The organism is Bacillus sp. 0209A, from assembly GCF_036765095.1.
Lineage (GTDB): Bacteria > Bacillota > Bacilli > Bacillales > Bacillaceae > Bacillus > Bacillus subtilis_G.
Map to the genome: position 1 here is coordinate 170,029 of NZ_JBAIZV010000004.1, position 23,921 is coordinate 193,949.

19 protein-coding genes are annotated in these 23,921 nt (G+C 50.1%); 1 reads left to right on the forward strand and 18 read right to left on the reverse strand.

Features of this window, described 5'->3' with window-relative positions:
- Positions 1-63: 63 nt before the first annotated feature.
- Entirely contained in the window at positions 64-387 is a 324-nt protein-coding gene (gene hmoA, locus V6D44_RS16090) for a heme-degrading oxygenase HmoA (RefSeq protein WP_141113415.1), read from the forward strand.
- Between the two features lie 39 nt (positions 388-426).
- On the opposite strand, the gene V6D44_RS16095 is transcribed toward hmoA, so the two are convergent.
- The 18 genes from V6D44_RS16095 to V6D44_RS16180 all read right to left on the reverse strand — a co-directional run bounded on the left by V6D44_RS16095 (position 427) and on the right by V6D44_RS16180 (position 23,857).
- Positions 427-1,122: a DUF421 domain-containing protein gene (locus tag V6D44_RS16095; RefSeq protein ID WP_087992498.1), complete on the reverse strand. Its 696-nt coding sequence runs from the start codon at positions 1,120-1,122 to the stop codon at positions 427-429.
- A 114-nt stretch (positions 1,123-1,236) separates the two neighbouring features.
- The gene (lplD, locus tag V6D44_RS16100) at positions 1,237-2,577 is read right to left on the reverse strand and encodes an alpha-galacturonidase LplD (protein WP_333516722.1); all 1,341 of its coding nucleotides are present in this window, start codon (positions 2,575-2,577) and stop codon (positions 1,237-1,239) included.
- Between the two features lie 8 nt (positions 2,578-2,585).
- Positions 2,586-3,473 carry a carbohydrate ABC transporter permease gene (locus V6D44_RS16105; protein ID WP_333516723.1) on the reverse strand — a complete coding sequence of 296 codons (888 nt, stop codon included), beginning with the start codon at positions 3,471-3,473 and terminating at the stop codon, positions 2,586-2,588.
- A 13-nt stretch (positions 3,474-3,486) separates the two neighbouring features.
- On the reverse strand, positions 3,487-4,443 hold the full coding sequence (locus V6D44_RS16110) for an ABC transporter permease (RefSeq protein ID WP_087992496.1): 957 nt from the start codon (positions 4,441-4,443) through the stop codon (positions 3,487-3,489).
- Between the two features lie 54 nt (positions 4,444-4,497).
- On the reverse strand, positions 4,498-6,006 hold the full coding sequence (locus V6D44_RS16115; protein WP_087992636.1) for an extracellular solute-binding protein: 1,509 nt from the start codon (positions 6,004-6,006) through the stop codon (positions 4,498-4,500).
- 122 nt (positions 6,007-6,128) lie between these two features.
- Positions 6,129-8,702, reverse strand: coding sequence for an exo-rhamnogalacturonan lyase family protein (locus V6D44_RS16120; protein WP_333516724.1), 2,574 nt, complete (start codon positions 8,700-8,702; stop codon positions 6,129-6,131).
- A gap of 44 nt (positions 8,703-8,746) precedes the next feature.
- Positions 8,747-10,741, reverse strand: a complete 1,995-nt coding sequence (locus V6D44_RS16125) for a beta-galactosidase (protein ID WP_333516725.1) — start codon at positions 10,739-10,741, stop codon at positions 8,747-8,749.
- 5 nt (positions 10,742-10,746) lie between these two features.
- Complete coding sequence (locus V6D44_RS16130; protein WP_333516726.1) at positions 10,747-11,400, reverse strand: rhamnogalacturonan acetylesterase; 654 nt, start codon at positions 11,398-11,400, stop codon at positions 10,747-10,749.
- A gap of 138 nt (positions 11,401-11,538) precedes the next feature.
- Positions 11,539-13,377 (reverse strand): rhamnogalacturonan lyase, encoded by a 1,839-nt coding sequence (locus V6D44_RS16135; protein WP_333516727.1) that lies wholly within the window; start codon positions 13,375-13,377, stop codon positions 11,539-11,541.
- A 46-nt stretch (positions 13,378-13,423) separates the two neighbouring features.
- Positions 13,424-15,268, reverse strand: coding sequence for a rhamnogalacturonan lyase (gene rhgW / locus V6D44_RS16140; RefSeq protein ID WP_442893323.1), 1,845 nt, complete (start codon positions 15,266-15,268; stop codon positions 13,424-13,426).
- Positions 15,269-15,406: 138 nt separating this feature from the next.
- Positions 15,407-16,033, reverse strand: coding sequence for a YesL family protein (locus V6D44_RS16145; protein ID WP_087992490.1), 627 nt, complete (start codon positions 16,031-16,033; stop codon positions 15,407-15,409).
- Positions 16,030-16,692, reverse strand: a complete 663-nt coding sequence (locus V6D44_RS16150) for a YesU family protein (RefSeq protein WP_087992489.1) — start codon at positions 16,690-16,692, stop codon at positions 16,030-16,032. Before V6D44_RS16150 ends, V6D44_RS16145 begins: the two co-directional genes overlap by 4 nt.
- The gene (locus tag V6D44_RS16155; protein ID WP_087992488.1) at positions 16,685-17,383 is read right to left on the reverse strand and encodes a rhamnogalacturonan acetylesterase; all 699 of its coding nucleotides are present in this window, start codon (positions 17,381-17,383) and stop codon (positions 16,685-16,687) included. Before V6D44_RS16155 ends, V6D44_RS16150 begins: the two co-directional genes overlap by 8 nt.
- Before the next feature lie 13 nt (positions 17,384-17,396).
- A complete protein-coding gene (locus V6D44_RS16160) occupies positions 17,397-19,682 on the reverse strand; it encodes a helix-turn-helix domain-containing protein (RefSeq protein ID WP_333516729.1) in 2,286 nt (761 codons plus the stop codon).
- A gap of 21 nt (positions 19,683-19,703) precedes the next feature.
- On the reverse strand, positions 19,704-20,738 hold the full coding sequence (yesR, locus tag V6D44_RS16165; RefSeq protein ID WP_087992486.1) for a rhamnogalacturonyl hydrolase YesR: 1,035 nt from the start codon (positions 20,736-20,738) through the stop codon (positions 19,704-19,706).
- Between the two features lie 15 nt (positions 20,739-20,753).
- Complete coding sequence (locus V6D44_RS16170) at positions 20,754-21,644, reverse strand: carbohydrate ABC transporter permease (RefSeq protein ID WP_253268899.1); 891 nt, start codon at positions 21,642-21,644, stop codon at positions 20,754-20,756.
- Between the two features lie 3 nt (positions 21,645-21,647).
- Complete coding sequence (locus V6D44_RS16175) at positions 21,648-22,577, reverse strand: carbohydrate ABC transporter permease (RefSeq protein WP_087992484.1); 930 nt, start codon at positions 22,575-22,577, stop codon at positions 21,648-21,650.
- The gene (locus V6D44_RS16180) at positions 22,574-23,857 is read right to left on the reverse strand and encodes an ABC transporter substrate-binding protein (protein WP_087992483.1); all 1,284 of its coding nucleotides are present in this window, start codon (positions 23,855-23,857) and stop codon (positions 22,574-22,576) included. The genes V6D44_RS16175 and V6D44_RS16180 overlap by 4 nt, the downstream gene beginning before the upstream one ends.
- Positions 23,858-23,921: the final 64 nt, after the last annotated feature.

Consider the following 23,921-nt stretch of genomic DNA (forward strand, 5'->3'; position numbering starts at 1 on the left):
TTGACATTGAGAATGAATTTCATTTACAATTATTCATATATGAGAATGATTGGAGAGAGACAGATGTTTGTTCAGTTGAGAAAAATGACGGTAAAAGAAGGCCATGCAGACAAAGTAATCGAACGTTTCAGTGCTGAAGGAATCATTGAAAAACAAGAAGGCATAATTGATGTAACAGTGCTTGAGAAAAACGTCCGCCGCGGTGATGAGGAAGTTGTTGTCATGATTCGCTGGGAATCTGAGGATTACTGGAAGCAATGGGAAAAAAGCGATGCGCATATCGCCGGCCATAAAGCGAACAAGGGCAAACCAAAGCCTGACTACCTGATCAGCACTGAAGTGAGCATGTATCATGTAAGAGCTGTTAAACAAGGGACTCATGAATAATGAAAAGAGCTTGCATGAGCTGCAAGCTCTTTTTTACGGTCATGACGAACTGCCTTCTCTATATGTGGTGACATATAGCGGCTGGTCGGCATGCCACTCCGCGTATAGGACGTCCTCAGCCTTTTCAACGCCTTGCTTTTGCAGCGATTGCTTCAGCCATTGTTCATCCACACCCGCTTCTGACAGGTTATCATACACAATCTCCCCATCAAGAATTAACGTAATCGGCAAAGACACTTCATTTATCGGAAGGTTCATATCTTTTCTGGTCGGTTTACCGAAATCGGCTTTCGGGAGTACACTGATCATTCCGTTTGTTTCCAGAATCGCATATTCCACTTCCTGAATCGAAAAACACCCTTGTTGCCTTAGAAGGCTTTGCAGCTGATTAATATCGAGCTTGTTTTTCTTCAGCATCTTGTATTTCACTTTTCCTTTATGAATCACAATATTCGGTTCGCCTTCCAGAAACTTTCTGGTTCCTTTTAGTTTTTGTGTAATCAATTCAATTAAAAAGATAAGAAAGCCCCATAGGAGTGAAGCAAAAATAATTTCTTTTATCTTGATTTCATGATCGTAGACGGCATTTCCGACCAGTTCTCCTAAAACTAAGGCAGAAATAAAGTCAAACGGGGTGAGTTGAGAGAATTGGGTTTTCCCAAGGAATTTCAAAATGACAAATAAAATGCCGAGACCGCAAACTAATTCAATTGCTACATTTACATAATCTCCCACAGTTGATAGCACCTACTTCTTAAGAGCTACTACCATTATGGACAACTGAACTTTTTCTAAACCGAAACTGCTGATTTCGATAAAAAAATCAGCCCGTTCGCCGGCTGACGTTTTTCACATCATTTGGTGCTTTGCCAGCATGTCATCAAAAAGCGGTTCTGCATCACTGCGGTCAATCGTGACAAGCGGATCATTGAGAAAGGCCTGGAAAGCGAGCGTGCGATTCTTTGTCAAACCGGCTTCCACCACTGCCTCCTGATTGGATACGTGCCTAGACGCCAGCATTTCCACACCTTTCGGCAGCGCTCCAGAGAAAATCGGCTGGACGCTGTTGCGGGTAATCAAGGCGTTCGTTTCGACAATCGCTTGTAAAGGAAGATTGGAAACTTGGCCTTGATTCGGCGCATTTACATTCGTGACAAGTTCACCCACTCCGATAAGAGCCGCTATGATGTTCACCCCTTCTTCTCCCGAGGCCTTCCCGGCAGCGCCCCGTTTTTGCACGATTAATCGTTCTGATTCTTTTCGTTTCTCCTCTCTGTCTTGTTTTCTGAATGATACAGGTGTGAGATGAAATTTCCATGACTCAGGCTGTTTGAGGTAAGGGCCGGGAAGAAATTCCGCCAGATGCCTGTCACCCGCAGCGGGGATGGCGCCATACGTATCAAATAAATCAAACGCCACACGGTGCGCCGAACGAAAGACGCTGTCCCTCCAGCTTTCCCCCTCCAGCTCATATCCTGATTCCCCATAATGCGCGCTGAATTCATGGAATACAGGCAGCAGATCAATATGGCGGTAAGAGGCTTCCGTGATCCATGTGAAATGGTTAATGCCCAGGACATTGACGCGGATATCTTCACGCCGCAGCACCTCTACTCCGAGCCTTTCTTTGACCATTTCCGCCAGCAGCTTTTGCGTGCCAAATACCTCGTGGCAGCAACCAATCGCTTTGATGCCGGGAAACACTTTATACAGCACTTTTGTACAGACAGACATCGGGTTTGTATAATTGATGACCCATGATTCAGGTGCGTAGTCTCTTATTGCCCGGGCAATTTCCACCAACATCGGAACAGCCCGCAAGCCTCTGATGATTCCGCCCGGCCCGACAGTATCACCTACGGATTGATAAATGCCGCAGCGCTCAGGCAAGTGGACATCGACTTCCATATCATTCAATGAACCCGGCAAAATAGAAATGATGACGATATCCGCGCCCGATAACGCCTTTTTCAAAGTAGAAACCGCTTCGTACCTCCATCTGCCTTCTCCGCTGTGATTGCCGATCATTTCGTTTTTCTGAGCCGCTTCAAAATCAAGATCATAAAGCGCCACCGTGCCTGACATCCGCTCATCAATCGACAGATCATTCATCAGGCTTCTGGCCCAGCCTTGGGATCCCCCGCCGATATAGGCGATTTTAATTTGATCTAACGTACTGATAGGAAACACTCCCTTTCTCAACCTTTCACCGAACCAATCAGTATTCCTTTTGCAAAGTGTTTTTGTAAGAACGGGTAGACCGCCAAAATCGGAAGTGTCGCAATGACAATGACGGCGAGTTTAATCCCCTGCTCCGGCGGGACGGCATTTTGCATCGTATCGCCATTGGTCGCCGTTAAATCCGATAAGATTGTGACTTGGCGAAGCACCATTTGCAGCGGCCATTTTGCACTGTCATTGATATATAAGAGAGCGTGGAAGAAATCATTCCAAATCCCGACCGCATAAAACAGCGCAAAAGTCGCAATGACTGGCTTTGACAGCGGCAGGGCGATCCGCCAGAAAACGCCGATTTCTGAACAGCCGTCAATTTTTGCCGATTCCTCCAGCTCGCGCGGCAGCTGCTGAAAGAAGTTTTTGATAATAATCAGGTTGAACGGATTAATCGCCATCGGCAGAATCAATGCCCAATACGTATCCAAAAGGCCAAGTGATTTCACGACAAGGTATGTCGGAATCATGCCGCCGGAAAAGAGCATAGAGAAAATGACCAGATTCAACAGCAGATTCCGTCCCTTCACATGCCGCTTCGCCAGCGGATACGCCATCGTAAAGGTGAAAAACAGCTGCACAGCCGTCCCGACCACGGTGATGAAGATGGAGACGCCCATGCTTCGGATGAACGTCGGTGTCGAAAACACATACTTGTAAGCATCAAGTGTAAAGGTTTTCGGGAAAATAAAGAAGCTGCGCTGGGCGAGTTCCGCTTCTGTCGCAAAGGAACCGGCGATAATATACAAAAACGGCAAAATGGTAATCGCGCCGACTCCGCCGAGAAACAGAAAGTTGCAGACGTCAAACACCCGTCCGGCTTTTGTGTTGTGCATAGTGTGAATGTCAGCCATACCTCTCCCTCCTCTAAAACAATCCTTCCTGATCAAACTTTTTCGCAATGTAATTGGCGCCGAAAATCAAGATAATCCCGACAACCGATTTAAACAAACCGACCGCCGTGCTGTAGCTGTACGCGCCTTGGGTAATCCCCATCATGTACACGTACGTGTCAAAAATGTCAGCCACGCTCCGGTTGAGCGAGTTCGTCATCAAATATACCTGTTCAAAGCCGAGATTCAAAAAGCTGCCGATTCTTAAAATTAACAGAACGATAATGGTGCTTCTGATCGCCGGCAGCGTAATATGCCACATTCTCCTGAACCGGCCCGCTCCGTCCATAATGGCGGCTTCATACTGCTCCTGATCAACTGTCGCCAGCGCGGCCAGAAATAAAATCGTGCCCCAGCCCGTCTCCTTCCAGATGCTTTGCATCACAATCATCGGCCGGAACCAGTCCGCATCCGATAAGAAGGATATCTGCTCACCTGTCAGGCCCATGATCAATTTGTTGATCACACCTGTATCGACAGTAAAGAAAACAAAGGTGATGCTGACCACAATTGTCCATGACACAAAATGGGGCACGTAAATAAAAGTTTGGATGCACCTTTTATACACGGCCTTCCTCACCTCATTCAAAAGCAAGGCCAAAATGAGAGGCGCGGGAAAGGCAAACAAAAGGTCCAGACTCGCCAGCATAAGAGTATTGCGCAGCAGCCGGAAAAAATCCGGATTCATAAAAAAGTCTTTGAAATAATCAAAGCCGACCCATTCGCTTTTCCAGAAGCCGAGATAAGGCGAATAGTCTTTAAATGCGATCAGCACGCCCCACATCGGCAAGTATTTGAATACCAAAAAATAAAGCAGGCCGGGAATAAGCAGAAGATAAAGCCATTTGTCCCGTTTGAACGCAGCCATCCAGCTGATGCCTTTTCCAGCAGTGAGAACAGGTGCATCTCCCTTCTTCGGCACAGTTTCCATATCTGTTCTCCTTTCGTGATACCGGCGCTCCCGCCGAACGGCAGGCGCATCGGTTTATTTTGTCGATTGATACAATTTGTTCAAGTCCTTCATCAGTTCATTGCCGCCGCTTTTTTCCCAAAGCTCCACCGCATCCCCGAATCCTTTTTCATCAATTTCTCCGATGATAAATTGCGTTCTCGCGTCGAGAATGATGTTGTCAAGCTGGGCTCCTTTTTGGGTATAGACATCAGATACAAGCGACTCAGCCGGGTTAAAGACGGCTATTTTTTCTCCTTCGGTGATGATGTCCTTGCGATGCTGAAAGAGCTTTGTTTTCTGGTCTTCGATGTAATACTCGCTTTTCGGAATCGACATGCTGAACTGCGCCAAGCCTTCATGCTCATAAAGAAGGGATTTGTTGTTTTTTTCAAGCGAGGTGAATACGCCGTCCTTGAGCTCATAATTGCGGCCTTCCACTCCGTTGTTCGTGAGAATCTGCGCTTCCTTATCATTTATTTTATCCAGGAAGGACAGCACCTCTTTCAGCTCTTTTTCGGTTTTGACGCTTGATTTTGGTATCGTGATCATCCCTGAATAGCCGGATGTCGGGAAGGTGCGCTTGCCATTCGGCCCCTCAAGCGAGCCGACGATGTCAATCACATCCTTGTTCGACTCATCCGCCTCCTCCATCGCGCTTTGGATTTGAGACGCTCTGGAGCCGGTATCAACGATGACACCCGCTTTTCCTTTCACAACCGGATCATTCCACTTCGCTGAATCCATGACCGCAAAGTCCTTATTGATCAAGCCCTCATCATAAAGCTTTTTAAAGAACTTGAGCGCATCCATGTACTCCTTCGTTGTAAAATCAGGAATGAGCTTTCCATTTTCAACGCCGTAACGGTTCGGTGCGCCGAACCAGATTTGCAGAACATCCCACGGGCTTCCATTGCCGAGCCCCATCCATTTCGGGACGACCATACCGTACGTATCATCCTTGCCGTTACCGTCAGGATCTTTTTCCTTAAAAGCTTTCAGCACTTCATAGAAATCATCAAGCGTTTCCGGCATTTCCAAACCGACATTTTCAAGCCAGTCGGTTCTGATGATCATACACGCTCTGATCAGGTCCCTCGTTCTGTAGATTCCGTACACCTCGCCGTTCACAGAGCTGTTCTTCAAAATCTTTTCATCTGCCTGGCTTAAATTCTTGTAGTCTTTTAAATAAGGAGACAGCTCCCAAAATGCCCCTGCTTTGACAGACTTGATAAAGCCGGCTGACTTATCTTTAATCACAATCGCATGAGGCATCTCTCCGGAGGCCATGACGATGTTGAACTTGTCGTTGTAGGATGAATCAGGCACCCATGTGACCTTAATCTCTTTTCCTGTGTATTTTTCGAGCGCTTTTAATGAAGGGCTCTTTTCACTCGGGCTTTCCGGCGATAAGAGCGGCGCCATGATTTTGATCGTGTCTTTCGAGCCGCTTGCTGAATTGGATGTTTCCGAATTGCTGCATCCGGCGATCAGCATGGCAGCGAGCGGCAAGGCCAGCCATTTTTTTCGTATTCTATTTTTCATGATGCGTAAGTCCCCCTTTTTCTCATTTTGCAATTCCCCTTTGCCCCTCCTAATATAAAGCGCTTACATAAATTCTTGCAATCTTCATTTTTTGCACCAATTCTCCTATGAAAATCCGGCTGTTATCCTTTTTTGCCGGATGTCTCTTTTTTTGCCGGAAGGGCATCTCCGATTAATTCCAGCGCCGCAATGACGTTTAAACACCATTGAGAGACGGTGTTGGTTGTCACCCACGGGAGCTCTTCCAGCTGCGTCCATGTCTCAATGCGCTCTGGTTGGATCGGAAGCGGCGTATGGCTCAGCTTATCATCAAGCAAAAGATTCCACGCTTTGGCGGCGAGATTCTGATCCTGTTTGTTTCTCGCTGCATAGGCTGTCATGGCAGCGGCGAACATCGGCCAGTGAAAATGCCCGTCATGAAGCGCTCCTCCACTTTGTTTCCGTTTTTCTTCATCACTGAGTGTGTAAAATTCGCCGAATTCACTCAGCATTTCCTCCCATTCCCGGTCATCAAGAAGCTCAGCCAGCTCCATCCATACTTGCGGCGCACCGAAGGCAATGATCATATGATATCCGCCCGCTATGCCGTCGCCCATATGATGAAGCATCGAGGTCGCCGGATCATATTCGAATGTCGGGCCGGATAATAAGCGGAGCGGCAGCCGCTTCAGACAGCTGATGCCCGTTTGGATTTTCTTGAGATAATCTGGATTCTCGGTTCGCTCCCATTCCGCCAGCCAGTTCGAGCAAAACGCCGCCCAGTCAGGTCCCGTTCTGGCGTGGGTCGGATGCTTGCCTTTCTCGTAAAAAGCGCGCATCGGATCGGTTTTGACGAGGGCGTAATCGGCGTCCTTCACTTCTGTCAAAAGATCTCCCGTCCGCTCATCTCCCGTCAAATAATAATAAAATTTATAAAGACCGGCCATGCTGATCCTCGCTTCCTTGCAGCCGCATCCCCAATGCACAACGTTATGCCGTGAGCCAAGACCCGCGTATTCACCGAGATGAAAGCTGTCCGTTTCGCTCGTGTGGCGGGTCATGGCTTCTGCCATGCGATAGATATCCTCACGGCCTGAGCGGAAAAACGCCTGCCACAGCCATAAGGTCGGAACGAGCTCATTGTTTTGCCATGCGTATCCGCCCAGATCATAGCGCCACATATGCCGGATCGGATCATACGTATGCATGACATCGCCATAATGCCAAAACCCGTACCACCTGCGCTGCTCTACTTCCTTTTTGTAAAATTGAAAGGCAGCGTCGAGCTGTTCTTCCAGTTCTTTTTTGAGCGGATGGGAGGTGTCGATGACACTCCAAACCCCTAGCGTTTTTGACTCGTAATAGACGTCCGGCTCGCATACAAGCAGCGGCGGCGCTTGCCATTTGTCAGCGAGCGCATTGAGGGCATCCTCAGACGGCATGCGCGAAAAACACGACAGGCTGATTTCATTTGTGTTGGCAATGCCGGTCGGGTCAGAACGCATTTCATCAAAGCCTTCATAAGCGCTGGCCACATAGGTGTTTCCTGTATAATGCCGTAAATCCATCGCTTCTCCGTCCGGGGGCCAAAGCCAGACGGTCATTTTTGGATGGCCGCTGGCGAGACCTTTGATTTCCAGTGCTGACGGATATTTTTCAAAGAAATACCGCAGGCCGAGAGCCATGCCGCCATTTTCGCCGCCCGCATAGAAGAGCCCCTTCGCCCGGCTGCCATGCAGCATGCCGACCCACGCATAGTCTTTTCCGGTCCGTTTTGACAGGCTGTAATGATCGCTGGAATCCTGAACGATTTTGACATCATTCCAAACCGCGTTCTGTGTGCCGTGAGCAAACCATTCTTTATGCTCTTCACTTGGTGACAGCGTTTCGCCATTGATTTGCTTTTGATAAAGCGGATACCGTTCATTGAATTTACGTGTGCCAAACAGCTGGGCGGGTTCTTTATACATCCCTTTCTCTCCCGCAAAACGGAAATGGCGGTTGTACGGCTCCCCTTCCAAAAAAAGATCAAACACGATGCCGAGCCCTTTAATGAATTCTTGTTTGCCATTTCTGTCGATCAGCTGCGAGTGCACGATGCCGATCTCAGAAAGCCCGGCATAAAACGTCAATCTGACCACAAACGGCAGCCATTCCTCATTTGTTTTTTGAAGGATATGCACACCCTCTATTTTGATCACCGCTTTGACAGGGCCTTGCTTCTCAATCACCGCACGTTTGATGAGGCTGATAGACGCTTCCTGAAAAAGAACCGTTTCCGCCGCCGACTCCCGTCTCGTTTCTCTTATGGCAACGAGCCTCCCGCCTGCGGCGATCGGCTTTCCGTTGATCTGCAATGATTGAATGAGATCGGAGCCTGTTTTATGGATGGTACAGACGAGCGTTCCTGTATCCACTTGCATGTCATGCTCTGACTCATTGATGCTGAGGGTTTCTATTGGCTGCGGGGCTTCTTCTATTTGCACTGTAAAGCTTTGATGTTCCTGTCCGCCGAACACCGCCGCGTGCTTCGTCCACTTGATGCTCCCGTCCGGCCAATAGGCCGACGGTTCGCTTTGCACAAATTGGCTTTCCGCCTTTTCATTCACAAGCGCCAGAGGGTCACCTTTTTTCAATTCTCCTTTTTTCCATGGCACGCCCCACGTTACACCGCTTGTCACCTTCGGCTGCTTTGATAACCATTTGATCTTTTTCATCAGTTCTCTCCCTCCATAGAAAAAAGCTGATTCAATGCAAAGAATCAGCTGTGATTGTCAAACTGAATCACATGGTATTCATGCGGTCCGACCGCCAGCCTCCCCGCTTTCGCCGAACGGTTCGTCAACAGATCCGTTCCCGCTTCAGGCAGTGTCACGCTTCCGCCTTCTCCATCCATATTGACGATGATCCACACCATGCCGTGATCCCCTTTGCGCGGGGCAACGATCGTGCCGGGTGTCACATCCGACCGAACGGAGATGGCTGCTTCCGCTGCGTAATGCCTGACGAGCGCTTCCAGCATCGCATCCCCTTCTTGACCGGATGGAAGCGATCCAAGCATGACAATTTTCCCTTTGCCGAGTTTCCGTTCTGTCAGAAACGCATGGCCTGCTCCAGGTCCTGATTCAACCGTGCCAAGCGTGCTTCCGCTCTCTGTATCAAACACCGCACTCCACAGCCCGAGCGGCGCAGTGATGCCAAACGCTTTTCCTGTATTCACGTTCTCGTTCATTGGAAAGGTATATAGCGTTTTGATCCCGGCTGTTTTCTCAAGTTCTCCAAGCCCGCAATCCGTATGAATCGTATGCTCATTTGTGCGCCCGCCTGTCAGCGGCCCGGCGATCCAGATGCCTCCCGCTTCAGCGAATGCCAAAGCTTTGTTGATAAATTCGGAAGACAGATACGGCACAAATGGCGTAAACAGCAGGCGGTAGCCGTCCAGCGGAACGCCTTCCGGAATAAGGTCACGGTGAATCCCAGTATGGAGCATACGCTCATAAAAATGCGTCACAAGCGAACGGTGCTGGAGCCCCCGATGAGGCTCTGTTTTGATAAAAGCTTTTGCTCTGTCGGAGTATGTCATCGCCGCCTCGGCTTGAACAGGTTCTGTCGATAGAATAATTGATTCGATCTCCTTTCTTGCCCGCTCGACCGCCAGCACATTCTGGTAACCAACAGCCGGCTCACCCCAGGCACTGAGAACCGAACCGTGTGAAATCTCGCTTCCTGAACGCTGCTGGCGCCACAGCCAATAGCAAAAGCCATCGCTCCCTAAGGCGTAGGAAGATACGGCTTCGGCCTGTAAATACCCATCAGCATGCGGAAAAGCGGAGCTTTCAAGCGAAGCGGCATACGACGGACTTGTTTCCAAAATCCAAAACGGGCGCCCTTGTTTCAAATTCCTCCACAAATCACAGTTCAGTAAAAAGGCGGAGGCGTTTTCCTGCGAAGCGTACGTATCATAGGAGGCAAAATCGAGATTCTGAAAGATCCGCTCATTGTCCACGCTGAACATGACAGAGCTGTTATGCGTGACCGGCGCATCCGAATAACAGCGGATGATTTTGGCCTGTTCATCCGCAAATGAAGCGATCATCTCCATCGAAAACAGCTGATACATTGTGCTTAGAGAGGCGTGATGCAGAAACGGGGCCGGCCCCGGCTGCGGAACCTGCTCAAACGCCTGGTACGTTTCGCTCCACACATCGGTTCCCCATGCCTCGTTTAACCGCTCAATCACGCCATAGCGGTTTCTGAGCCAGTCATGCCATAAGTGCAAGCACGTCTCACACATGCATGCAGCAACATGGCATTTAAACTCATTGTCTAGCTGCCAGCCGATCAGGCCCGGGAGCTGGCCAAGCTCCTTGGCGATGCTTGTGGTAATCATGGCGGCTTTTTTTCGGAAATACGGGTTGTTCGTACAAGTATGCTGACGGGAGCCGTGCCCCATGACCTCCCTTTTTTCGTTTACATGCATGCGCTCCGGCCGGCCGTGCGACAGCCAAATCGGCGGTGTAGGCGTCGGCGTGCACATGATCGTTTCGATACCGTTGTCATACAGCCGGGTGATGATCTCTTTGAAAAAACCGACGTCAATTTTCCCTTCTTCCGGCTCCATGACAGACCAGGCAAACTCGCCGATCCGCACAACATTCACGCCAACTTCACGCATCTTGTCAATATCCTGCTGAATCGTTTCCTCATCCCATAATTCCGGGTAATAGCAAGCGCCATGATACAGTTTTCTCCTCACATTCTTCACCCTTCTTTGATGATCGATTCTGTCAATGGCAGGCCGAGCTCCTTGATGCCTTTTGCCACGAGTTTGGCCATTTCATTTGCGCCTTTTTTTGTAAAGTGTGTGTAATCGTTTATTCCTTCCGATACCATAAAATAGGTGTACACCTTTTCCTCACCCTTCTCGGTAAAGAAAGCGAGGCTTTTCTCCATGAGATCAATGAGCTGGACATTCTCCTCAGCAGCCGTCTGTTTCATGGCAATGCAATAATCAGGAAAGTCGTTCAAAAACACGCCGTTTTCGTAATGAAAGCGGGCTACAGGGGTGATGAGCAGCGGCTGGGCGCCTTTTTCCCGCGCGCCTGCGATATACTGCTTTAAATATTGTTTATAGGTGGTATAAGGCTCGGTGTAGCGCTCCGGCTTATTTTTCGACGCGTCATTATGGCCCATCTGCACAAACAGCCAGTCACCCGGCTCAATCACCTCCAGAATCGCCTGAAGCCTGCCTTCTTCCACAAATGTTTTCGAGCTTCTTCCCCCGATCGCTCTGTTGATCACCTGAATATGCTCCGGCAGATGCGAGCCGAGAAACTGTCCCCAGCCCCCTTGATTTGTGCTGTCTCCATACCTTTGAACCGTCGAATCACCGGCAAGATAAATATGATTTGCCATTCCTCATTCCCCCTCGTTTTTTTTGTTTTAATATGATTTCGATCATGGTCAGAAAACCGGTGCGTGCAACGCCTGAACCTGCCCGTACGCCATCCTTTCAAAGCGACCAGCTTTTGCTTTATATACGATACGTTCCTCCTATAGCCGCGTCTCCGTTTTGCTTCCCGCTGTGTACAGGGCGGGCTTCGGCGGTTTTTTCATTCCCGTTCCAAGATAAAAGCCCGTATGCGGCGGCTGGTTGTAGGCGGTATTCTGCCAGGCGATGCCGAGCCGGTAAACCGGGTCATGCATGAGCGTGTACAAGCGGTGGCCGGTGAGATGTGTCGATGTATAGATGCGGAGCGCGCTGCTGTCCTCCGTTCTCCATATCACTTCTTCCCGCCAATCTCCGAACAGGTTGGCCTGAAGAACAGGGTTTCCTTTTGTCCAGTTGTTAGACAGCACGCCGGCCGGCTGAAAAATTGTTTTCAGACAGCGGTTTTCAGCATCCCATTTTTCAATCTTCGGCCTGCCGATCGTTCCGTCCCAGTCATGATCGAGCAGTTCCCTGACCAAGTCGCCGTCCCACCAGATGGCAAAATTGGCTGAGGCTGGCGCTTTGTCGCTGATTTTTTCTCCTTTGCTTGTAAAAAGCCCATATGACATTCCGTCATTGCCCGGCGGATCAATTCCCCAGACGAGCGATCCTTTGTAGTTTGGATCAATATGGGCCGCCATGCCTCTGCCGACATCTGTCCCAGCATGAACGCCCCACAAAATCTCGCCCGTTCCGGCATCACGCAGCGACAGTCCGTACGGCTTCGAGGCATCCTCATGCACCTGAAACACTTCAAGCCCTTTTCGGGACGGATCTAGATCACCTACATGCATCGCGTCTCCGTGTCCAAGCCCCGTTGTGTACAGGCCTGTGCCGTCATGATCAACCGCCATGGCGCCGTAAATGATTTCATCCTTCCCGTCTCCGTCAACGTCCGCCACACTCAAGCTGTGGTTCCCCTGCCCTGCGTACGCTTCATGGCCCGGCTGATTGGAGTCAAATATCCAGCGTTTTTTCAGCCTTCCGTTTCTGAAATCGTATGCCGCGAGCACCGCTCTCGTATAGTAGCCGCGCGCCATCACGAGGCTCGGCCGCTCCCCGTCCAAATAAGCGATTCCGGCGAGAAAACGGTCCATCCGGTTGCCGTATCCGTCTCCCCAATCTTCCAGTTTGCCGCGGGGCGGTTCATATTCCACGGTCGTTAGCGCTTCACCGGTTTCTCCTTTAAACACCGTCAAATATTCCGGACCGGACAGGATTCTGCCCTGTTCGTTCCTAAAATCGGCATGTTCATCGCCAATGACGTTTCCTTTCCCGTCTGTTGTGCCGTCGGCTGTTTTCATGGCGATTTCTGCTTTTCCGTCACCGTCTAGGTCATAGACCATAAACTGGGTATAATGCGCGCCCGCTCTAATGTTTCTGCCGAGGTCGATGCGCCACAAAAAGGTGCCGTCCAGTTTATAGGCATCTATGAGAACGTCCCCGGTATATCCGTTATGGGCGTTGTCTTTAGAATTAGACGGGTCCCACTTCAAGATGATTTCATATTCTCCATCCCCGTCCACATCCCCGACACTGGCATCATTGGCGCTGTAGGTGTACGGCTTTCCGTCCGGCGTCACACCGCCTTCCGGTTTGTTAAGCGGAACCTCCAGGACATTTTCCCGCCAGACGGGAGTTTCTTTGGACAGCTTTTCTTCCCGTCCTTTATTGACGGCCGCCACCTGATAAACAGCGTCCGCCGTTCCGTTTTGATCGAGAAAATTCGTGCTGTCCGCGATCGGCTCGCGGGTGATTCGCTTTCCATCTCGATAAAGGTGAAAAACCGTCGTCTCATGATCCGTTCCGAGAAAACGCCAGCTGACAAACACGCCCTGCTCTGTCTTGACCGCAATTAAACCTCTGGTCAAGTATTCCATCTGCCTCTTTTTTGGTTTCATTTTAATGGGAACGGGCTGTGCGCAGCCCGTTCCTTCCCCCTTTCTGTTAAGGCGTATACATATTCGGTTTTGGCTGTTCCGCCATGCCGTCTCCTAAAAAGAAGCTTGTGTGCGGCGGCTGGTTATACGCGACATTTTGCCAGGCGATGCCAAGCCGGTACACAGGATCGTGCATCAGCGTGTACAGCCTGTGCTCAGTCGGAATGGTCGTCGTGTAAATGCGCAGCGCACTGCTGTCCTCCGTTCGCCACACAACTTCCTCACGCCAGTCACCGAGCAGATCAGCCTGCAGCGCCGGTGTTGCTTTTGTGCCATTGTTGGCGGCCGCCCCTGAAGCAGTCAAAATATTTTTCGATACGCCGTTTTGATAATCCCACTTATCGATTCGGTTACTGTCCAGCTGTTCCCGCAGCAAGTCGCCGTCCCACCAAATGCCGAAGTTGGTCGAGGACGGAACACTGCTTCCGATTTTGACCCCTTTCGCTGTGTAAAGAGAACCGTTCGCCCACACTTCCTGTCCCGGATAACGCGGGTCAATATCAGCAGCCATGCCCCGGCCTACATCCTTGCCGGCATAAACACCCCAAAGGATTTTCCCGGTTGCCGCATCACGGAAGGATAAGCCGTATTTTGCGTTTTTGTCCTCATGCACCTGAAACACCTCAAGACCCGGCCGGCTCGGATCAAGATCCCCGGTATGGAGGGCATCCCCGTGGCCTAAGCCAGTCGAATACATGCCTTTGCCGTCATGATCAACAGCCATTGAGCCAAAAATGATCTCATCTTTTCCGTCTCCATCAACATCCGCAATGCTCAGGCTGTGATTCCCCTGTCCGGCAAACGCTTCATTTCCCGACTTCGAAGAATCGAGCGTCCATAGCTTTGACAGCTTTCCGTCTCTGAAGTTATAGGCGACAAGCATGGTTTTGGCATAATACCCTCTAGTCATGATCAAGCTCGGCCGCTGTCCGTCGAGGTAGGCAATCCCAGCTAGAAACCGGTCAACCCGGTTGCCGTAGCTGTCTCCCCAATCTGACACATTGCCGCGGGCCGGTTCAAAATTTGTTGTGACAAGCTCTTTCCCGGTTGCACCTTGAAACACAGTGAGATATTCAGAGCCTGAAAGCACACGCCCCTGTTCATTTCTGTAATCAGCATTGGCATTTCCAATTACTTTGCCCGTGCCGTCTTTTGTCCCGTCCGCCGTTTTCATCGCCACTTCCGCTTTTCCGTCACCATCAAGGTCATACACCATAAACTGGGTGTAGTGCGCTCCCGCTCTGATGTTTTTGCCGAGATTAATCCGCCATAGCTTCGTTCCATCCAGTTTATACGCGTCAATCAGCACGTCACCCGTATAGCCATCCTGTGAGTTGTCCTTTGAATTAGACGGGTCCCATTTCAGGATCAGCTCATATTGCCCGTCGCCATCCACATCGCCAACACTGGCGTCATTGGCGCTGTACGTGTAAGCTTCACCCTTTGGCGACGTGCCGCCAGCCGGTTTATCCAGCCGGATGGAATGATACGGCTGCGCCCATACGGAGGCTTTTTCAGAAGCCGCCTGTTCGGTTCCGTTTACGATAGCCCGAATCGTATACGTGGAGGCCGCCGATCCGTTTTGATCCACATAGTTCGTGCTTTTGACAGGTGCGGCATTCAGCTTTTGCCCGTCTCTGTACACATTGAACAAAACAGATGCATTTTCAGTGCCAAGAAACCGCCAGCTGACAAAAATGCCGCCGTCCGTCTTGACTGCCACAAGCCCCCGGTTCAGCCCTTCCATCTGCCGCGCTGCCCCTTCAGCTTTCACAGGACATACAGAGGCCCCCATCACCAACAAGACCAGCAACATCACAGCGGTAAACATGCGTTTCCTTCGTGTATTCATCAGACAGCTCCTTCTCATTCATTTGTAAGCGCTTACTCAAATTGGATTTTATGCGCTGTATGAGCTGCCTTCAATTTCACTTTTTTGCATCCGCCTTATTCAGACACTGCACTCTTTTGCGAAATGGTCACTTTTTTGTTACCCGGCTTGGCGGTGCTGGGCCTCCGTCTTTTGAAACCCCCTGAAAGCAAAAAACATCGACACAAGCCCAAATAAACAAGGGCCGTAAAAGGGGATCAGGCCCGGGAGCGTATACAGCAAATAAAGGACAAATCCGCACCCGATCAGCATACAGCCGGTCGTCAGCGGCCGCATGGCGCCATACAGCAGCGCTTGCGGAATATATTTACGAAGCGGGAGCTGGTAGTGCACGTAAAGGGGAAACACATACATTAAGGCAATGATATACAAAAACCCAGCAAGCAGCGTGCAGCTTGTTACGGCAAAGGACAGCCAATCCGTACTGGCAGAAAAATAATGATAATTCGCGGACAATATGAGCAAAAGAGCCGCAAACGCCAATCCGATCGCATTGACCTTGAGAAATTCTTTTTTGTAGATATCGAAAAATAACGGAAACACCGGGACATCCTTTTGCCCCATCAGCCATTTTCGTATGACCGCACACATCGCGGCTGTGCTCGGCGCCCAGCCGAAAAGAATCCCGCCCAAAAGCGTAAACAACAGCCATAACCCGTTGAGCCACGCGATTTTCACCACCGCTTCGCATCCTGCGTAAAGCGCATCCGTTACCGTTGTTTTCATCTTCTCACCGCTTGGTGCACGGCAAAATCTCGATAAGCCGCCTTCATGGGCGCCATCTGCCGGAGCCCGATTTTTCCTTTTGTTAACACAGGCCCATGTGCGCTGCCGTCGTCCGTCCACTCAAGAATGGGCAGATCATTGATTGAAAAGTGCACATAGCCTTTGTCTTTGATGAGCTTCATCTGATACGGAGAATCAGCGTCGTCTGGAGAAGGCAGCGGGTCAGCTCCCATCGCGGCGAGGTGGAAACCGCGGCTTTTTCTTAAATTGCAGGTGCGGAACGCTCTTTCTTCCGCGTATTTTCTGCGGAAATACGACAGGTGGAGCGCGTTGATGTCTCCTGAATGATATTCAGGGTACTTTCCCGTTCTTTTCTTGAGACTTGGATCAAACAAATCCTCGCCTCCAATCCCCGCAGCGGAAAAAAACAGCATACAAAGTCCAGGCTGCTCAATCGGCGAGAAATCCCACGTCACAATGATGCCGTCCGGAAAGGTTTCCGGGCACCAATAGACAAAGTGTGCTTCGTCCTGAACATGCGACAGGTGCAAGCGGCGATCGTCAAATGAAATCTGTCCGCCCCCCTCCATCCGCCAATCCTTCACATCGCTTGCTGACCGGAGCGGATTGCGGTACAGGCACGCGCCTTCCTTATACATATTCTTTTCCCTCCCGGCTCACGAGATGGTCCTTCAGCGGAAGGCCGAGTTCCTCAATGCCTTCTGCCACAAGCTTCGCAACCTCCATCGCCCCTTCTTCCGAAAAATGCGTATTGTCCGCAATGCCTTCCGGATAATTCGGATGTTCATTCGGCTGAAGCCAAACGAACAATCGCTTCGACTCCTCCGGTCCGTATGCTTCATACAGCACCTTTGTTTTCGCCAGCAGATCGATCACGGGCACAGCAAGCTCCTTTGCCAGTGCTTTCATCGCATCAGGATATTCGTCAAGCGTATGCTCGATCCGCCCGTTTTCATCAAAGCGGCGGCGCTGCACTGATGTGACGAACACAGGATGCGCTCCCTTTTCGCGTGCCGTATCTGCAAACAGGGTGAGAAACTGCTGAAACGTAGAGTACGGCTGCGTCCCCCGCGGTTTCTGGTCATTGTGGCCGAATTGAATAAACAAATAATCGCCTGGCATGATACGGTCAGCAATCGCCTGAAGCCTTCCTTCCTCCACAAAAGAATTGGTGCTCGCTCCTCCTTTGGCGTGATTGCGCACCTTCACATCTTTAGAAAACAATTGCCCGAATACCTGCCCCCACCCCGCCATAGGCGCTTCATGAGGCGGGCAGTCACTCACGGTGGAATCCCCCGCTAAAAACACTTGAATCGCTTTTTCCATCACATGCCCTCTCCTTTCACGGCGTTTCCTGATACATTTGCCTGAAGACACCCGGCGGCACGCCGACCTGTTTTTTAAAAATCCGGTTAAAGTAATTGTGTCGGTAGCCGACTTCTTCTGACACGTCAAGAATTTTCTTATTCGTATTCACCAGCAGCTCTTTCGCCTTTTCAATTCTGATTTGGGTCACATAATCAATAAAATTAATGCCGGTTACTTGCTTAAATGCCTTGCTTAACGTGTATGAATTCATGCCAAGCGCATCGGCACAGCTTTCCAGCGAAAGATCCGCCATATACTGTTCATGAATCATGGCCATCACACGTTCCGCCAGCTGCTTTTCCTGTCTGTTTTTTCTGCCCTCAAGCTTGGAAAGATATGGTGTAACGACAGCATCCATCAGCCAGGCCGCCGCTTCACCGGATTCGCGCAATTCTGAAATCTCCAGAAGCAGATCCCGATGCTGAAACAGTTCGCTCGGATTGAGCCCGGAATGCAGAATATCCTCCTGAATGCGGGAAAACACTTGAATCAGGGCGGAGTGCACATGTCTGTCTATGCCCGCCTTTTCCGCCAGTTCCTCCATGCAGACACGTATCAGGTCCTCGGCTTCCTGTTTTCTTTCCAGACGGATGGCCCGAACAATTTGTTTTTCCAGCTCAAAAGGGTAATAAGGGGCGGACTGCTCATCCTGAGGGAAGCCGGCCTGTAAATCAATCACCTGATGCCGGTTGGCAAACCGCCTGTGGGATTTTCCGCTTTTCACATCCTGATATAAAGAACGGATTTCCGTGACGAGCTCCGTCTTCCTGCTCATCGTCCCGGTCAGGTGTAATCCGGTGAGATCGTCAAATTGGTGTGCAAGCTCCGTTACGTACGCCCTCAGATCAGCTCTGTTTGTTTTCATCACAAGCACGGTGACGGAAAGCCGGCCGATATGAAGAATGGAGGGCTGAAAACAGCGTTTTGCCGCAAGCTCCTCGGCCAGATTGGTCAGGGTAAATACAGCGAGCTGTTCATCACCGGCGCGGAAGATGCTTGTTTCACAACGGAGCCCTGTCACCTGAAGATCAAGCACCTGAAACACGTTTTCTCCGATGTTCCATCCAGCCTCCTCCATCCGTGATCTGAGACTTGCCTCGTTGTCATAGTAAAAATCGCCCTGCAAGAGGTGCTGCAAAAAACTCTTTTTCATATGGGGCGTCTGCCGCAGGAGCTGCTCCTGAAGCTTCCGGCTTTCAAGGGATAGGTCATGCCATCGCTTTTCAATCCACTTGAATTCATCCTGCCCGGACACCTGCCATGTTTTCTTCTCTCCCCCGGTAAACAAGCCAAGCAAATGCTGAATGGGGCGATAGATTTTTTTTGCTGCGTACCACGTCATGCACACCGCTAAGCCGATGCAAATGCCAAGCATGACGATGATCACTTTTGATAAAAACACCATCGGCGCTGTAATGGCTGAAAGAGGCGCCGCTGACACAAAGGTCCACTGCTGATGCATGCGGTTCATTTCTCCAAAGGAGACGGAATACAACGTGCCGCCCCATTCCATCTGAAAATGCCCTTTCTCGTCCGGCTGTTTTTTTATCTCTTCAATTAAAGTCTTTTCTAAATCCTTTTCTCCTTCCTGAAAAAGCACTTCCCGATTTTGGTCCAGAAGCAGCGCACTGCCCTCAGGATAAGGGGACAAGCTTTGCAGGATCGACTCCATTTCTAACGGATCAACCGCCAGCATGATCGCGCCGAACGGTTTCTCCGCCGAACCCGGAATGAGCTGGATCAGCATCGCTTGATTTCCGGATCGGTTCCAATAAATACTGTTGTCCGAGGCAAGCAGCGAGCGATACTTGCGAAGCGTCTCCTGTTCTGTCAAAGCGCTGTATTCAGGGCTCAGCACAAGAGGCCGGGGGCTGTTCAGAAAGATGGAAGCCTGCTCGATCAGCGGCTGCTGGTCCCGTAAAAGAAACAGCTTTTTCGTTAATTGATAGGAGAACGTATAATCTTTCTCCAAATCCTTCTCTGCCAATCCATTCATCAGCGAAGAATCGTACGCCATCTGGGTGAGAGTCAGCTCCAGCACTCCCAGCTTTTCATCCATCCGGCTGACTTCACGCGCCACCTGTGTTTCATGCGACCTCTGCAGTTCCTTCTCCACCTTGTCGATCGAAAGAAAATAGATAGCGCCGCCAGTCAGCAATCCGGGAATACAGGCAATCAGCAAAATAAAGACAAAGTTTCTTTTGAAATACGTTCCCTTCCAGCGTGAAACCTGTTCCTTCTGTTGAGGCTGTTTTTTCATCCCTTTCCCCCCGCCGCCGCTTTACTGATACACGCGTTTTTTCGTTCTCAGCACATCAGCAAGAAAAGTCAGCGCAAGTCCCTGTCCCCATCCTTGTATTCGTTTGTAAGGCACCTGTTTGTATCCTTCGGCATTTTTCATGACGGCTGTTCCGGCCGATACCTTGCTGACCCGTCCGTCCTCTTCCACCGCATCCAAAATGGCGGCAAGCGATTTCTGCGCGTATTTTGTATACAGCTTTCCGTTCGGCAAAAGAGCAGATGCAATCCCCGCCGAAGCCGAAACCTCGAGATACGAATCCGGATCATCCAAAATGGTGTGCCAGAGCCCTGATTCATCCTGCAGCCGGACGAGCGCGCTCAGCTGGTCTCTGAGCGAGCCGTCAATGATCATAAAAGAAGGATGCGTCACCTCAATGAGCGGAAGCGCCTTCGCCATCGTAAGTGCGGCCCAGCCGTTCGCCCTGCCCCAATAAATCCCCGACAGATGATTTTGCGCTTTGTTGTCCCAGGCGTGGTAGTACAAATTCGTGACAGGGTCCTGAAGCACATCTTCATGTCCGTGGAACTGGCGCAGACCATCTTCAAAATAATCCTCACGCTCCATCACCCGCCCGATTCTCAGCATAAACAGCCCTGCCATCATCAGCGTGTCCGCCCATGCCTGCTCAGGAAACACGTATTCCGTCGAATTAACCGTATGCTGAAGGATCCCCTCGCCAAAGCGCGGCGCCTTATGCAGCACATATTCCGCCATCTCACCCGCCGTTTCCAAATACACGTGATCACCCGTCACCTTGTGGAGAAACAAAAGCGTATGGCCGATGGAAACTCCGTTGATCGAAAGCAGCGGCAGCCCATCCTCAAGCTGTTCATCAACCCACGTTTTTAACAGATTGATATATTCCTCGTTTTCCGTCGCTTCATACGCCTCCGCCACACCGTAAAACGCCACGCCGCCCGGCCAATCCCATGCAAAATCCATTTGAAATGTCCTTTTTACAATCCGGTCAATGACGGATGTGACCTTTTCTTCATCAAAGATAAGCTGTGCCATCTGCAACACTCCTTTTTATTTTAATCCGGTCGTACTAATGCCCTGAACGATATACTTCTGAAACAAAAAGAATACAAGAATCACAGGCAATAACGAGACAGCCGACATGGCAAACATCGCGCCCCAGTTCGAAGCTGATTCCGTATCGAGGAAAAGCTTCAGCGCGAGTGAAACAGAGTAAAGCTCAGGTTTATTCAAGTACAAAAGCGGCTGAATCAGCTCCTCCCACTTCCAATAGAAGGAGAAAATCGCAGACGTCGCAAGCGCTGGGGCAATCAGCGGCAGAATAATCCGCCAAAAGCAGGCAAAGCGCCCGCATCCGTCGATTCTCGCCGCTTCATCCAACTCCTCGGGAATCGTCCGGATAAACTGGATCATCAGAAAAATAAAAAACGCATGCCCGAAAAATGGCGGAACGACAATCGGTTTAAAAGAATTCAGCCAGCCTAATTTCGCAAACAAAATATACTGCGGAATCATCAGCACTTCATGCGGCAGCATTAACGTCCCCATCATGCAGACGAACCAAAACGCTTTTCCCTTAAACGGGATGCGCGCAAATCCGTATGCAATGACAGCCGATGACAGGACGGCGCCGATTGTGGACAGCCCGACAATGATCGCCGAGTTTTTAATAAAGGTCAGAAACGGCTGCCCCGCAATGCCCTTCCATCCTTCCGCATAGTTGCTGAGAATAAAAGGGTCGGGAATGAGAGAATGAGAGGTTGTAAAAATACTGGAGCTTTCCTTAAACGAGCTGACAAACAGCCAAATGACCGGGTACAGCAATAACACCGCCAGCGATGCCGTAAAAACATGGAACAGTATGCGCTTGAGCCTGACGCGTCCGGCTTTTTTTCTCTCAAAAACCGGGGCTTCTCTGACAGGCTGGTTGACCGGCTCCATCCGTCATTCCTCCTTTGACTCGTAATGAACCCAATAGGCCGATGTCTTAAACAAAATCAGCGTAATCAGCCCGACAATGATCAGCATGACCCACGCCATCGCCGATGCGTAGCCCATTTGAAAATAGTTAAACGCCCGCTGGAACAAATAAAGCGAATATAAAAGCGTCCCGTCAAGCGGCCCGCCCTCTCCCTTTGAAATGATATAGGCAGGTGTAAACGTCATAAAAGCAGAAATCGTCTGCATCACTAGATTAAAGAAGATAATCGGCGTGAGAATCGGAAGCGTAATTTGAAAGAAACGCTGCACCCGATTTGCCCCGTCCACACTGGCCGCTTCCAAATACGAAGACGGAATGTTTTTCAGGCCGGCCAGAAAAATCAGCATCGATGACCCGAACTGCCAGATGGACAGCAAAATCAATGTCCACAGCGCACTTGTCGGGTCCTGATACCAAAGAATTTTTTGATCAATCCCCACAAAAAACAGCAGCGCATTGATGACCCCGTCATTGCCAAAAATATTGCGCCACATAATCGCCACGGCCACGCTCCCGCCGATGATCGAAGGCAGATAAAAGAGCGTTCTGTAAATGGCCGTTCCTTTTGATGCATTGTTTAAAATGACAGCGATAAAAAGCGCGAAGCCGAGGCGGAGCGGAACCCCGGCAAGCACATACGTAAACGTCACCTTCAGCGACTGCCAATACTTTTCGTCACCCGTAAACATTTCCTTGTAGTTATCGAGCCCGATCCATTTCGGCGCCGTAAACAAGTCATAGCTTGTGAAGGACAGAAACAGGGACGCTCCCATCGGAATCACCGTAAAACAAAGGAACCCGATAATAAACGGAGAAATAAAAGCGTATCCCGCCAGATTGTCTTTTCTCATACTCCGGCTTTTTTTCATTGCGTCAGCCCCATTTCCCGTCAATTATTCCTCTCTAAAATGTCATTGGCCTGCTTCCGGAACGTTTTGGCGGCTTTTTCCGGCGATACCTTCTGAAACAGAATTTGATCAGACGTATCCTTCAGCAGCTTGATGACCTCCGCGCTTCCCACGGGCTCCGGCGGATCGGCTTTGCTGATGTGTTTTGAAGCGGTTTCTACATATTCAACGATATTGGCTTCTTCCTCATTCAGCTTTGGTTTAATCGCATCCGCCACTTTGTCGGATACCGGCACTCCCCGCTCGCCTTTAATCAGCTGATTCGCTTCATCATTATTCACGAAGAAATCAATAAACTTCGCGGCCTCTTTTTTATGCTCAGAGCTTTTCGGAATCGAAAACAGCATACTCGGCTTCAGCGTCAGCGCCTTTTCCTTCATTTGCTCCGGCGGCAAATAAAGAGACAGCGGCGAGTCTGTCAGCTGGGCAAAACCCAAATATTGATTGGAGTAGTTCCACGTAATCGCCGACTTGCCTTTGACGATAAAGTCGTCCTCCATCCCTTTAATCTGTGCGCTTTCATCGGGCGTTGGAGATGTTTTCGCTTTCACCAGCCTCAGCTGCCGTTCAAAATAATCGACAAACAGCTGATCATCCTGATACGCGAGGCCTGTGCCGTCTTCTTTATAAAAACGCTCACCCTTCGTGCGCAAATAATAAGGGAAGAAAATATCAGGCGGATGCATGCCGTTGGAGCCGTAGACGCCGGCTTGTTCTTGAAGATCATACGCCAGCTTCTCGTAATCCTCCCACGTCCAGTTTTCCTGATTGACGGACGCACCGGCTTTCTTCAGCAAATCATCATTGGCAATCACAGACAGCACGTTGACGCCCAGCGTAAACCCATAGAGCTTATTGTCAATTTTTCCGCCCGACAGCATATTCTCGTCGATTGAACTGACATCAATCGTTCCATCCTTTGTATACGGCGTTAAATCTTCCAGCTGGTTCTTCTTGCCGTATTGTGCCAAATAAGCGGTATCCATTTGAATGACATCGGGAAGCTGGCCGGCGGCAGACATCGGCGCAAGCTTTTTCCAGTAGTCATCCCAGTTCGCAAATTCTGCGTCAATATGGACGTGCGGATTCTTTTTTTCGTAAAGTTCAATTACCTTCGTTGTATAATCATGCCTTGGCTGCCCGCCCCACCATGCGATTCTGAGCGTAATGTCTTCTTTTTTCCCCGATGCCTCTTCACCCGCGGAACATCCGCTGAAAAAAAAGACGCAGACAAGCGACAGCAGCACGTAGCAAATCTTCTTCAAATCAATCCCCCCCTTTAATGTAAGTGCTTACATTTTATTTTAAAGCGTTCAGATAGGGCGAAAC